General features: G+C 75.1%; 11 protein-coding genes. 4 read left to right on the top strand and 7 right to left on the bottom strand.

Annotated features, from left to right (window positions below; translation table 11 throughout):
• Position 1 precedes the first annotated feature (1 nt).
• Positions 2–991 (top strand): malate dehydrogenase, encoded by a 990-nt coding sequence (locus ABD158_RS15215; RefSeq protein WP_344008407.1) that lies wholly within the window; start codon positions 2–4, stop codon positions 989–991.
• A gap of 306 nt (positions 992–1,297) precedes the next feature.
• Here ABD158_RS15215 and ABD158_RS15220 read toward each other — a convergent pair whose 3' ends face one another.
• The 5 genes from ABD158_RS15220 to ABD158_RS15240 form a co-directional block, all read right to left on the bottom strand.
• Complete coding sequence (locus tag ABD158_RS15220; protein ID WP_344008408.1) at positions 1,298–1,669, bottom strand: DUF3017 domain-containing protein; 372 nt, start codon at positions 1,667–1,669, stop codon at positions 1,298–1,300.
• Positions 1,670–1,676: 7 nt separating this feature from the next.
• Positions 1,677–2,522 (bottom strand): bifunctional methylenetetrahydrofolate dehydrogenase/methenyltetrahydrofolate cyclohydrolase, encoded by an 846-nt coding sequence (locus tag ABD158_RS15225; protein ID WP_344008409.1) that lies wholly within the window; start codon positions 2,520–2,522, stop codon positions 1,677–1,679.
• Between the two features lie 43 nt (positions 2,523–2,565).
• Positions 2,566–4,161 carry a bifunctional phosphoribosylaminoimidazolecarboxamide formyltransferase/IMP cyclohydrolase gene (gene purH, locus ABD158_RS15230; RefSeq protein ID WP_344008410.1) on the bottom strand — a complete coding sequence of 532 codons (1,596 nt, stop codon included), beginning with the start codon at positions 4,159–4,161 and terminating at the stop codon, positions 2,566–2,568.
• On the bottom strand, positions 4,158–4,790 hold the full coding sequence (purN, locus tag ABD158_RS15235; protein ID WP_344008411.1) for a phosphoribosylglycinamide formyltransferase: 633 nt from the start codon (positions 4,788–4,790) through the stop codon (positions 4,158–4,160). Before purN ends, purH begins: the two co-directional genes overlap by 4 nt.
• A gap of 74 nt (positions 4,791–4,864) precedes the next feature.
• Positions 4,865–6,130 carry a cell division protein PerM gene (locus ABD158_RS15240; protein ID WP_344008412.1) on the bottom strand — a complete coding sequence of 422 codons (1,266 nt, stop codon included), beginning with the start codon at positions 6,128–6,130 and terminating at the stop codon, positions 4,865–4,867.
• A 104-nt stretch (positions 6,131–6,234) separates the two neighbouring features.
• On the opposite strand from ABD158_RS15240, the gene ABD158_RS15245 reads away from it, so the two are divergent.
• Positions 6,235–8,076, top strand: a complete 1,842-nt coding sequence (locus ABD158_RS15245) for a sigma factor-like helix-turn-helix DNA-binding protein (RefSeq protein ID WP_344008413.1) — start codon at positions 6,235–6,237, stop codon at positions 8,074–8,076.
• A gap of 124 nt (positions 8,077–8,200) precedes the next feature.
• Here the strand turns inward: ABD158_RS15245 and sucD are convergent, their stop codons facing one another.
• Both sucD and sucC read right to left on the bottom strand, forming a co-directional pair.
• Positions 8,201–9,097 (bottom strand): succinate--CoA ligase subunit alpha, encoded by an 897-nt coding sequence (sucD, locus tag ABD158_RS15250; protein ID WP_344008414.1) that lies wholly within the window; start codon positions 9,095–9,097, stop codon positions 8,201–8,203.
• A gap of 13 nt (positions 9,098–9,110) precedes the next feature.
• Positions 9,111–10,277: an ADP-forming succinate--CoA ligase subunit beta gene (sucC, locus tag ABD158_RS15255; RefSeq protein ID WP_344008415.1), complete on the bottom strand. Its 1,167-nt coding sequence runs from the start codon at positions 10,275–10,277 to the stop codon at positions 9,111–9,113.
• A gap of 279 nt (positions 10,278–10,556) precedes the next feature.
• On the opposite strand from sucC, the gene ABD158_RS15260 reads away from it, so the two are divergent.
• Both ABD158_RS15260 and ABD158_RS15265 read left to right on the top strand, forming a co-directional pair.
• Complete coding sequence (locus tag ABD158_RS15260; protein WP_344008416.1) at positions 10,557–11,426, top strand: M23 family metallopeptidase; 870 nt, start codon at positions 10,557–10,559, stop codon at positions 11,424–11,426.
• 336 nt (positions 11,427–11,762) lie between these two features.
• Entirely contained in the window at positions 11,763–13,142 is a 1,380-nt protein-coding gene (locus ABD158_RS15265) for an NAD-dependent succinate-semialdehyde dehydrogenase (protein ID WP_344008417.1), read from the top strand.
• Positions 13,143–13,152 lie beyond the last annotated feature (10 nt).

The following is a 13,152-nucleotide window of genomic DNA, read 5'->3' on the forward strand; positions in this document are numbered from 1 at the left end:
CGTGAGCGCAACCCCCTTCAAGGTCGCCGTCACCGGCGCCGCCGGCCAGATCGGCTACAGCCTGCTGTTCCGGCTCGCCAGTGGCGCGCTGCTGGGCCCGGACCGGCCGGTCGAGCTGCGCCTGCTGGAGATCACCCCGGCGCTGAAGGCGCTCGAGGGCGTCGTCATGGAGCTCGACGACTGCGCGTTCGGCACCCTCGCCGGCGTCGAGATCGGCGACGACGCCGAGAAGGTCTTCGACGGCGTCAACCTGGCCCTGCTCGTCGGCGCCCGGCCCCGCGGCCCCGGCATGGAGCGCGGCGACCTGCTCGAGGCGAACGGCGCGATCTTCACCGCCCAGGGCAAGGCCCTCAACGCCGTCGCCGCGGACGACGTGCGCATCGGCGTGACCGGCAACCCGGCCAACACCAACGCCCTGATCGCGCTCAGCAACGCCCCCGACATCCCGGCCGAGCGGTTCTCCGCCCTCACGCGCCTGGACCACAACCGGGCCATCTCGCAGCTGGCGGCCAAGACCGGCTCCCCCGTCACCGACATCACGAAGATGACGATCTGGGGCAACCACTCCGCGACGCAGTACCCCGACCTGTTCCACGCCGAGGTCGGCGGCCGCAACGCCGCCCAGGTCGTCGGCGACCAGGCCTGGCTCGAGAACGACTTCATCCCCACCGTCGCCAAGCGCGGCGCCGCGATCATCGAGGCCCGCGGCTCCTCCTCCGCCGCCTCCGCGGCGAGCGCCACCATCGACGCCGCCCGCGACTGGCTGACCGGCTCCCCCGAGGGCGACTGGGTGTCCATGGCCGTGCAGTCCGACGGCTCCTACGACGTGCCCGCCGGCCTGGTCTCCTCGTTCCCCGTCACCACCCGGGACGGCGATTGGGAGATCGTCCAGGGTCTCGAGATCGACGACTTCTCCCGCTCGCGGATCGACGCCTCGACCGCCGAGCTCGCCGAGGAGCGCGACGCGGTCAAGGGTCTCGGCCTGATCTGAGCCCCCACGACGGCCCGGGCCCGGCGGACCACCGCCGGCCCGGGCCGTCGTACGTCCGCAAGTCGCCGCCGCCCGGCCCGGGTCGGGTCGGGTCGGGTCGGGTCGGGTCGGGTCGCGGGATAGTCCCTGACGTTCGGACCGCAGTCGGGTCAGGTCGCGGGACAGTCCCTGACGTTCGGACCCCGATTCGGCCGGATCCGCGGTCAGAACGTCGGGGACCATCCCCCGCGGGGCCCGAACGTCAGGGACTATGCCCCCGCCGGGCCAGAACGTCAGGGACTATCCCCGTCCGGCGGGGCCGGCTGCTCACAGGGGCTGGTCGGGGATGCTGCTGGTGAGGAAGACGATGGCGCCGCCGAGGGCCAGCAGGAGCGCGGCGTCGAAGGCCCGGTGGCGGACCGCGAGCATGCCGGCGTCGCGGGTGCGGAGCGCGAGGCGCAGCAGGGCGGCCGCGACCAGGGCACCGGCGACGACGCGCAGCCCCGTGCGCCAGGGACCGATCCCGGCGACGACGACGCCGGCCGCGGTCACGGCGAGGACGACCAGGTACAGCGCCCCGCCGATCGTCGAGGGGTAGCGCCGGGGCTCCTCGTCGGGCTCGTCGCCACCACCGGGCGGGGACGTGCCGTCGCCCGGGGAGGCCTCGTCGGGCGGGGGCGCCTCGTCGGGATCGGTCATGGACGCCTCAGCCGGCGTCCTGCTCCGCCGAGGCGACGACGTTGGCCAGCAGCATCGCGCGGGTCATCGGGCCGACGCCGCCGGGGTTGGGCGAGACCCAGCCGGCGACGTCCCACACGTCGGCGGCCACGTCGCCGGCGATCCTGCCGTCGACCCGCGAGACGCCCACGTCGAGCACGGCGGCGCCGGGCTTGACCATGTCGCCGGTGATGATCCCCGGCACGCCCGCCGCGGCGACGACGACGTCGGCCCCGCGCACGTGGGCGGCGAGGTCGCGGGTGCCGGTGTGGCACAGCGTGGCCGTCGCGTTCTCCGTACGACGGGTCAGCAGCAGCCCGAGCGGGCGCCCGACGGTCAGGCCGCGACCGACGACGACCACCTCGGCGCCGGCGAGCTCCACCCCGTGGCGCCGCAGCAGCTCCAGGCACCCCACCGGCGTGCACGGCAGCGGACCGTCCTCGCCCAGCACGAGCTTGCCCAGGTTGACCGGGTGCAGGCCGTCGACGTCCTTCTCGGGCGCCACCCGCGACAGCAGCCGGTACTCGTCGAGGCCGGTCGGCTGCTGCACGATGAAGCCGTGGACGGCCGGGTCCGCGTTGAGGTCGTCGATGACCGCCTCCACCTCGGCCTGCGTGGTGCCGGTCGGCAGGTCGTGGCGGAACGAGGCGATCCCGAGCTTGGCGCAGTCCTTGTGCTTCGCCCCGACGTACCACTGGCTGCCGGGGTCCTCCCCCACCATCACCGTCGCGAGCCCGGGCACGACCCCGCGCTCGGCGAGCGCCGCGACGCGCACGCGCAGCTCGTCCATGATCGTGGCGAGGGTCGCCGTGCCGTCGAGGGTGGCTGCGGTCATCGGGGGCTCCTGCGGGTGCGGGACGGCCGGGGGGCCGGGGCGGTCAGTGGGCGAAGTGGCGGGTGCCGGTGAGGTACATCGTCACGCCCGCGGCCTGCGCGGCGGCGACGGTCTCCTCGTCGCGCACCGAGCCGCCGGGCTGCACGATGGCGCGCACGCCGGCGTCGAGCAGCACCTGCGGGCCGTCGGCGAAGGGGAAGAAGGCGTCGGAGGCGGCCACGGAGCCCGCGGCGCGGTCCCCGGCCCGCTCGACCGCGAGGCGGCAGGAGTCGACGCGGTTGACCTGCCCCATTCCGACACCGACCGAGGCGCCGTCGGCGGCGAGCAGGATGGCGTTGGACTTCACGGCGCGCACCGCGCGCCACGCGAACGCGAGGTCGGCCAGCAGCGCCTCGTCGGCGGCCTCGCCGGCGGCGAGGGTCCACGAGGACGGGTCGTCGCCGCCGCCGTCGGTGGCCGCGTCGAGCAGGTCCCGCCGCTGGGCCAGCTCGCCGCCGGAGATCGGGCGGCGCTCCGTCGCGGCCGGCGGCGCGTCGGCGCAGCGCAGCAGGCGGATGTTCTTCTTGGCGGCCAGCACCTCGACGGCACCGTCCTCGTAGTCGGGGGCGACGACGACCTCGGTGAAGACCTCCGCGACCTGGCGGGCCATCGCGACGCTGACGGGTCGGTTGACGGCGATCACGCCGCCGAACGCCGAGACCGGGTCGCACGCGTGCGCCTTGGCGTGCGCGTCGGCGACGTCGGTGCCGACCGCGATCCCGCAGGGGTTGGCGTGCTTGATGATCGCGACCGCGGGGTCGCGGTGGTCGTGCGCGGCGCGCCAGGCGGCGTCGGTGTCGACGTAGTTGTTGTAGGACATCTCCTTGCCGTGCAGCTGCTCGGCCTCCGCGAGCCCGCCGGTGCCGTCGACGTAGAGCGCGGCCGCCTGGTGGGGGTTCTCGCCGTAGCGCAGCACCGCGCGGCGCGTCAGCGGCGTCCCGGCGAACGCGGGCCAGCCGGCGCCGTCGGGGTCGCCGGCCGCGGTGTAGGAGCCCGCGAACCACTGCGCGACGGCCACGTCGTACGCCGCGGTGTGGGCGAATGCCTGCGCGGCCAGGCGTCGACGCTGCTCGAGGGTGAAGCCGCCGTCGGCGAGCGCCGTCAGCGTCTCGTCGTACGCCGCGGGGCTGGTCAGGACGGCGACCGAGGGGTGGTTCTTCGCGGCGGCGCGCACCATCGAGGGCCCGCCGATGTCGATCTGCTCCACGCACTCGTCGTCGCCCGCGCCGGAGGCGACGGTGTCGGCGAACGGGTAGAGGTTGACCACGACGAGGTCGAACGGCGCGACGTCGAGGTCGGCGAGCTGGGCCACGTGGTCCTCGAGCCGGCGGTCGGCGAGGATCCCCGCGTGCACGCGCGGGTGCAGCGTCTTCACGCGGCCGTCCAGGCACTCGGGGAAGCCCGTCAGCTCCTCCACCCGCGTCACCGGCAGCCCCAGGGACTCGATGAGCCGCGCCGAGCCGCCGGTCGAGACCAGCTCCACCCCGGCGTCGGCGAGCCCGCGGACGAGGTCCTCCAGCCCGGTCTTGTCGTAGACCGAGACCAGGGCCCGCCGCAGCGGCACCCGGGCCTCTCCGGTGCGGGGGGTGAGGGTGCTCATGGGGCGGTGGTGACCTTCCTGTCGGGCCGGGCGGGGAGGAGGTGGAGGCCCTCGCGGGCCAGGCGGCCCACGTGGTCGACGAGCATCACCTGCTCGGCGGCCTTGATCCGGGCGTGCAGCGTCGACTCGTCGTCGTCGTCGAGGACGGGCACGGCGGTCTGCGCGACGATCGGGCCGGTGTCGACGCCCGCGTCGACGACGAAGAGCGTGGCGCCGGTGACCTTCACGCCGTGCGCGAGGGCGTCGGCGACGCCGTGCATCCCGGGGAACGACGGCAGCAGCGCCGGGTGGGTGTTGAGGTAGCGCCCGCCGAAGCGGGCGAGGAAGGCCTCCCCGGCGAGCTTCATGAACCCGGCGGAGACGACCAGGTCCGGCTCGTGGGCGGCGACGGCGTCGGCCATCGCGGCGTCCCACGCGGCGCGGTCGTCGTGGTCGCGCACCCGGTGGACGAACGTCGGCACCCCGGCGGCCTCGGCGCGCTCGAGGGCGGCGATGCCGGAGCGGTCCGCGCCGACCGCGACCACGCGGGCGCCGTAGGCGTCGTCGGCGCAGGCGTCCAGGAGCGCCGCGAGGTTGGTGCCGGCGCCGGAGACGAGCACGACGAGGCGTGCGGGGCTTCGCGAGGGCACCGGCTCACTGTAGTGGTCGCGCCGGACGGCCCCCGGGATGCCCTCGGACGCCCGCGCGGAGGCCCGGCCGGCGCTCAGGCGACGGTACGGCGCTGGCGCCAGGTGGCGAGCAGCCCGCCGAGGAGCCCGCCGACACCCAGGGCCGGCACGGCGTGGAGCAGCACGCCGAGCGGGTCGGGCCCGACCAGCGACATCCGCGCGGGGCCGACCGCCCCGCCGGCCAGCCACGCGACGACCGCGAGGACGACCGCGGCCAGCACGCCCGCGGCGCAGCCCCGCAGCGCACCGGTGTCCCAGCGCAGCGTCGGGTGCCGGCGCTGGGTGCGGGCGACCGCCCACGCGGCGAGCAGCGGGCCGACGGCCAGGACGGCGAGGAGGCCGTCGGGGGTGGGCCCGGGGTCGGGCAGCCCGCCGAGCAGGGGGAACATCGGGACGGGCCCGAGCACGACGAGGCCGGGCGAGACCACGGTCTGCGTGCCCACCGCGAACCCGGGACCCAGCAGCCACGACGCGGCGTACGCCGTGGCGTTGGGCAGCAGCGCGAGCGACGCCGCGACCATCGTGGTCGCCTCGCCCGCCCCGGTGTGGAGACGGGAGAAGACGTTGACCACGTCGTCGACGCCCAGCACGAGGGCCACGAGGACCACCAGCACCGACGCGGCGGTGAGCGCGAGCACGGTGCGTGCGCAGGCGGCCAGCGTGGCCGGCACGGCGGACGGGAGCCGTCCGACCCAGACGGCGGCCCGTCCGGAGCCGACCGCGAGCCCGGCGGGGCCGACGACCAGCGCGAGGAGCAGCGCGCCGGTCAGCGCGCGGGCGACGGAGGGGCCCGCGACGGGGTCGGAGGCGGCCAGCACGGTCACGAGCGCGACCCCGACGTAGCCGAGGACGAACAGGGCGGCCCCCACCGGCACCGTCCAGTCGCGCTCGCCGTCGCCGAGGCGGTCGGCGTCGGGTCCGTGACCGGCGAGCCGCTCGCCGGTCCGCACGGCCGTCCGCCAGCCCGCCCAGGCCGCGAGGACCGTGAGGCCGAGCGGCACCAGGGTGACCTGGGTGCCCGCCACGCCCACCCCGGAGCCGTGGGCGAGCAGCCAGCCGAGGGCCCCGACCCGCAGCGCGTCGACCGGGGTGCCGTGGGCGCCGGCGTCGACCAGGAACCAGCCGGCGAGGCCGAGCAGCAGGCACACCGAGAGGGTGGTCAGCGCGGCGAGCACGCCCCCGAGGGGCGCCAGCACGGCCAGCGGGACGCGGCGGCGCGGGGCGGGTGCGCCCGCTGTCGGGCCGGCGCCCGGGGAGGGCGGCTCACCCGTGCGGCCGGAGGGCGGCAGCAGGATCGTCATGGGGACCCATGCTCCCCCGCCGCGGTCGGGGACCGGTGGACCCACGCCGCAGCCGCCCGCACGGTTCGCCCGGGGCGGGACGGCTCGCTACCGTGGATCCTCCGATGACCTCCCCGCACGACTTCGACGCCTTCTACGTCGGGAGCCGTCGGCGGCTCCTTCTGCAGACGTGGGCGCTGACCGGCGACCTCCCGGCGTCCCGTCGCGCCGTCCGCGACGCCTACGTCGCCGCCTGGCACCGCTGGCGCAAGGTCGGACGCACCGAGGACCCCGAGCAGGTGGTCCGCCCCCACGCGTGGGCCTCCGCGCAGCGTCGCAGCACGACCCGGCCCTGGCACCGCGAGCGCGGCCTGTCCGAGGAGGTCCGCAGCACCCTCGACGCGCTGCAGAAGCTGTCGCCGACCCGGCGCCGGGTGCTGGTGCTCAGCCACCTCGCCTCCCTGTCGCTGCCCGAGGTCGCCCGCGAGCTCGCGCTGCTGCCGTCGACGGTCGAGCGGGAGCTGCAGTCGGCCACGGCCCAGCTGTCGCTCCAGCGCGGGGTGCCCTCGACGAGCGTGCGGAGCCTGTTCGAGCCGCTCGACGCGGTCGTCGGCGACGTCACCTGGCCCCGGGTGACGATCGTGCGGCGCGCCGGCGCGACCCGGCGCCGCGTGCACGTCCTGGCCGGCGCCGCGCTGACGACGGCCGCACTGGTGGCCAGCGGCGTCGTCGTCACCGACGACGGCGGCCTGCGCTCCTCGCTGCAGACCGAGCGGCTCGCCGGCACCCCCGCCGCCGGTGAGGGTCCCGCGACGCGGGCCGCGGGCCTCGACCCGCGGCGCATGCTCGCGCGTGACCAGGCCGCCCGGCTCGCCCCCGACCTGCGGTGGCGGGTGCGCGACACCACCGACAACACCGCCGGCGACGGCCTGGTCCTGCCCTGCCAGGCCGAGCGGTACGCCGACCCCGAGGGCGAGGAGGCGCTCGTGCGCCGGCTGCGGGGCCAGGAGCAGGGTGCGGGCGCGGGGGGCCCGCGCACCGACCTGACCCAGGTCCAGGAGCTCTCGGCCGACGCCGACGCGGCGCGCACGGCGTACCGACGGACGCTGCGGTGGTTCGCGGGCTGCTCCGAGCCGCGGGTGCAGCTCCTCGCGACCGAGGAGGTCGTCGACGTCGGGGAGCAGGCCACGCTGTTCGTGCTGCGCTCCTGGGACGACCCGGTGACGACGCACACCGTCGCCGTGGCCCGCACCGGTCGGGTGGTCAGCACCCTGGTCCGCTCCGAGCGCACCGAGGAGCCGCCGGCGCGCGAGCCCCTCACGGCCTTGCTGGCGGTCTCGGTCAACGCCGTGTGCGGCACCGACGGCGCCGGCCTCTGCGCCGGACCGCCCTCGACGCGGCCCCGCGACCCGCTCCCGGTCGGGACCCCCGGCATGCTCGAGGTCCTCGACCTGCCCCCCGCCGGCGACCTCGCCCAGCCCTGGGTCGGCACCGACCCGCAGCCCGCGACCGTCAACCTCGCCGCCACCCGCTGCGACGAGACCGACTTCGCGGCGGACCCCGTCACCGACGACCGCACCCGCACCTTCGTGGTCCCGGAGGCCGAGCTGCCCGCGGAGTTCGGCCTCACCGAGACCGTGGGGCTGCTCCCGCGCGCCGTCGGGGCCACGGCGTTCGTCGCGGGTGTGCGCGAGCGGATGGCGGGCTGCGAGTCCGACGACCTCGGCACCGAGGTGGAGCCCCTGCTCGACGAGGGCGACGCCGCCGGCGAGCGTGCCGTGTGGCGGGTCACCGTCGAGGTCTCCGAGGACCGCACCGTCGAGTACCTGATGGGCGTGGTCCGCAACGGCAGGGCCGTGGGTCAGGTCGGGTTCGTGCCCGCCGACGGCGTCGGCATCGATCCCGGCACGTTCAACGACCTCGTCGCCCGCGCGCAGGTCCGCCTCGCGGCCACGCCCGGCCTCTGAGGCGGCACCCCCGCCGGTCGTCCACCCGCGAGGCACGCGCGTCGGGGGCGGACGACGACGGCCCGCCGCCCACCGGGGTGGGTGACGGGCCGACGTACGAGGAGCGGGGCCGGTGGCCCCGGCCTCAGCGGGCCTGGAGGATCTCCCGCATCAGGCGGGCGGTCTCGGAGGGCGTCTTGCCGACCTTGACCCCGGCGGCCTCGAGGGCCTCCTTCTTGGCCTGCGCGGTGCCCGAGGAGCCGGAGACGATGGCGCCGGCGTGGCCCATCGTCTTGCCCTCGGGCGCGGTGAAGCCGGCCACGTAGCCGACGACCGGCTTGGTGACGTTGGCCTTGATGTAGTCGGCGGCCCGCTCCTCGGCGTCGCCGCCGATCTCGCCGATCATCACGATGGCCTCGGTGTCCGGGTCCGCCTCGAACGCCGCCAGGGCGTCGATGTGGGTGGTCCCGATCACCGGGTCGCCGCCGATGCCGATGGCGGTCGAGAAGCCGAAGTCCCGCAGCTCGAACATCATCTGGTAGGTCAGCGTGCCGGACTTCGAGACCAGCCCGACCGGGCCCTTGCCCGCGATGGTGGCGGGCGTGATGCCGGCCAGCGCCTCGCCCGGCGTGATGATGCCCGGGCAGTTCGGGCCGATCATCCGGGTGGACTTGCCCTCGAGGTAGGCGAACACCTCGGCGGTGTCCTGCACCGGCACGCCCTCGGTGATGACGACGAGCAGGCCGATGCCCGCGTCGATGGCCTCCAGGCAGGCGTCCTTGGTGAACGCCGGCGGCACGAAGGCGACCGACACGTCGGCGCCGGTGGCCTCCATGGCCTCCTTCACGGAGCCGAACACGGGCAGCTCCACGGCCGCGCCGGAGGCGTCGGTGTGGGAGACCGTCGTGCCGGCCTTGCGGGCGTTGACGCCGCCCACGACCTGCGTGCCGGCCTTCAGCATCAGCGCGGTGTGCTTGGTGCCCTCGCCGCCGGTGATGCCCTGGACGATGACCTTGGACTCGGAGTTCAGGTAGATCGACATGTCGTGTACGCCCTCACTTCGCGGCGTGCGCGAGCTCGGCGGCCTTGTCGGCCGCGCCGTCCATGGTGTCCACGAGCGTCACCAGCGGGTGGTTGCGCTCGTCGAGGATGCGTCGACCCTCGTCGACGTTGTTGCCGTCCAGCCGCACGACGAGCGGCTTCGTGGCGTCGTCGCCGAGGATGTCCAGCGCGCCGACGATGCCGTTGGCGACCGCGTCGCACGACGTGATGCCGCCGAAGACGTTGACGAACACGCTCTTGACCTGGGCGTCGTTGAGGATCACGTCGAGGCCGTCGGCCATGACCTGCGCGGACGCGCCGCCGCCGATGTCGAGGAAGTTGGCCGGGGTGACCCCGCCGTGCGCCTCCCCGGCGTACGCGACGACGTCGAGCGTGCTCATGACGAGCCCCGCGCCGTTGCCGATGATGCCGACGGAGCCGTCGAGCTTGACGTAGTTGAGGCCCTTCTCCTTGGCCTTCGCCTCCAGCGGGTCCGCGGACGACTCGTCCTCGAACTGCGCGTGGGTCTCGTGGCGGAAGTCGGCGTTGTCGTCGAGCGACACCTTGCCGTCGAGCGCCTCGAGCTTGTCGCCCGCGAGACGGGCCAGCGGGTTGACCTCGACGAGGGTCGCGTCCTCGGACACGAACACCTGCCACAGCGCGAGCACGGTCTGCACGGCCTGGTCGCGCAGCGCCTCGGGGAACGCCGCCTCGGCGACGATCTCGCGGGCCTTGGCCTCGTCGACGCCGGTGCCCGGGTCGATCGGGATCTGCTTCACGGCGTCGGGGTTGGTCTGGGCGACCTCCTCGATCTCCACCCCGCCCTCGACGCTGGCGATGCACAGGTAGCGACGGTTGGCGCGGTCGAGCAGGAAGGAGAAGTAGTACTCCTCCTCGATGCTCGCGGCCGGCGCGATCAGCACACGGTGGACCGTGAGGCCCTTGATCTCCATGCCGAGGATCGCCGACGCGTGCTGCTCGGCCTCCTCCGGCGTCCTGGCCAGCTTGACGCCGCCGGCCTTGCCGCGGCCGCCCGCCTTGACCTGCGCCTTCACGACGACGACGCCGAGCTGCTCGGCAGCGGCGCGCGCCTCCTCGGGTGTGGTGGCGACGACGCCGGCGGTGACCGGCACTCCGTGCGCGGCGAAGAGCTCCTTCGCCTGGTACTCCATCAAGTCCACGTCTGGGGTCCTCAAGGTGGGGAGAGTGCGATCTGGTCCGCCCGGCACCCTAGACCCGCGGCGCCGTGCCGGGCCATGGCGGGGCGATGCCCGCCGGGCGTGTGCTCCGTCACGCCCAGCGGCGTCGGCGTGACCCGCCGGTGTCCGTCGTCGTTCGTCCACATGACCGTCACCGGGGATTTCAGGGGGCGTGACGACTCCGTTACGGTGGGCCGTCGCCGTCCCCCCTTCCCCGAGGCGCGCACCCCGACCTGTACCCCACCCTGCGAGGAATCGCCCATGGGCAACCACCGAGCGGATCGTCGCGGCCCCCGCCGCGCCGTCTCGGCGACCCCGCAGCCTGCCGCCTCCCCCGGCGGCAAGCGCAAGGCTCTCCCGACCGACCCGGCCCGTCACAGTGCGCTGCGGATGCTGCCGTCGGCGCCCCTGCTCGCCGGCGTCGCCGCGCTCGCGGTCTCCACCGCCGGCGCCGTGACCGCGAGCGACCTGGGCGTGGCCGAGGAGGTCGCCGCCGACGCGTCGCCGTACACCCAGGCCAACGCGCTGAGCGGCACCAGCGGCACGGCGAGCAGCGACCTGCTGCGCTCGCGCCAGGCCGCGGTGTCCCGCGACTCCGCCCGCGACGCGCTCGTCGACGCCGCGGAGGACAAGGAGGTCGCCGAGGCGGAGCGTCAGGCCCAGCAGCGCGAGGCGGCCCTCCAGGAGCTCGCCACGCAGGCGCAGCAGCAGGCCACCGAGCTCGCCGAGAACTCCTGGACCCTCCCGGTCACCGGCTACCGCCTGACCAACACCTTCGGCCTCGCCCGGTCCTACTACTCCTCCGGCTACCACACCGGTCTCGACTTCGCCGCGCCCACGGGCACGCAGATCGTCGCGGCCGCCGGCGGCACGGTGACCGAGGCCGGCTACGACGGCGCCTACGGCAACCGCACCGTCATCACGCTCGAGGACGGCACGGAGATCTGGTACTGCCACCAGACCTCCATCACCGTCAGCGTTGGCGACACCGTCGCCTCGGGCGACCCGATCGGCACCGTGGGCTCGACCGGCAACAGCACCGGTCCCCACCTCCACCTCGAGGTCCGCCCCGGCGCGGGCGACCCGGTGGACCCGGCGGCCGCCCTGGCCGCCAACGGCGTCACGGTCTGACCGCCGAGTCGGCGCCTCCTCCCGGCCGACTCGGCGCCAGTTCCTGGCCGACTCGGCACGAGCTCCCGGCCCGGTGCGTCGTACGGCGGGAACTCGCGCCGACCCGTCACGAGCTCCCGGCCGACTCGGCACGAACTCCCGGCCCGGTGCGTCGTACGGCGGGAACTCGCGCCGACTCGACCCTCGTAGGGCGGGAACTCGCGCCGACTCGACCCTCGTAGGGCGGGAGCTCGCGCCGACTCGACCCTCGTAGGGCGGGAGCTCGCGCCGAGTCGACCGTCGTGGCGGGGGAACTCGCGCCGACCCGGGCGTAGGGCCCGCTGTTAGCGTCGAGGCATGACCACCTACGTCACGACCAACCCCGCCACCGGCGCCACCGAGCGCGAGTTCCCCGAGCTCCGCGACGACCAGGTCGACGACGTCCTCGACCGCGCCGACGGGGCGTTCGCCGACTGGCGGGCGACCCCCGCCGCGGACCGCGCCGCCGTCCTGGTCCGCGTCGCCGACGCCTACGAGGAGCGCTCCGAGGAGCTGTCCCGCCTGATCGCCGTCGAGATGGGCAAGCCCGTCGCCCAGGCCGCCGGCGAGGTCAAGCTCGCCGCCATGATCTACCGCTGGTACGCCGAGCACGGCCCCGACCTGCTGGCCGCGGAGGTCCTCGACCCGCAGGGCGCCGAGCAGTCCGTCGTCGAGACGGTCCCCGTCGGCCTCATCGTCGGCGTGATGCCGTGGAACTTCCCGTACTACCAGGTCGCCCGCTTCGTCGCGCCCAACCTGATGGTCGGCAACACCATCGTCCTCAAGCACGCCCCGATCTGCGCCGCCTCCGCCGAGGTGATGGCGGAGATCTTCCACGCCGCGGGCGTGCCCACCGACGTCTACGTCAACGTCTTCGCGACCAACGACCAGATCGCGACGATGATCGCCGACCCCCGCGTCCGCGGCATCTCCCTGACCGGCAGCGAGCGCGCCGGCGCGGCGGTCGCCGAGGTGGCCGGCCGCAACCTCAAGAAGGCCGTGCTCGAGCTGGGCGGCTCCGACGCGCTCATCGTCCTCGACGACGACGTGGAGCGCATCGCGAAGAGTGCCGCCAAGGCGCGGCTCGGCAACACCGGCCAGGCCTGCAACTCCCCCAAGCGCATGATCGTCGACAACGCGCACCTCGACCGCTTCGTGAGCACCGTGGTGTCCGTCTTCGAGTCCTCGGCCGTCGGCGACCCGACCGACCCCGACACCCGCGTCGGCCCGCTGTCGTCGGTCACCGCCCGCGACACCGTCGTCGCCCAGGTGGCGCGCGCGGTCGAGCAGGGCGCGACGCTGCACACCGGCGGCGACGCCGTCGAGGGTGACGGCGCGTTCATGCGCCCCGCCGTGCTGACCGGCGTCACGAAGGACATGGACGCCTACGCCGAGGAGATCTTCGGCCCCGTCGCCGTCGTGTACGGCGTGGACTCCGTCGAGGAGGCCGTCGAGCTGGCCAACGACTCCAGCTTCGGGCTGTCCGGCTCGGTCTGGTCCTCCGACCTGGACCGTGCGCGCGAGGTCGCCGACCGCCTCGAGGTCGGGATGGCCTACGTCAACGAGCACGGCACGACGCTGCCGGGCCTGCCCTTCGGCGGCGTCAAGCGCTCCGGCTTCGGTCGCGAGCTCGGCCGCTGGGGCATGGGCGAGTTCGTCAACACCCGCCTGCGTCGCGTGGCCGCCGCCAAGGGCTGAGTCCCACGTG

The organism is Nocardioides lentus (assembly GCF_039529515.1).
GTDB lineage: Bacteria > Actinomycetota > Actinomycetes > Propionibacteriales > Nocardioidaceae > Nocardioides > Nocardioides lentus.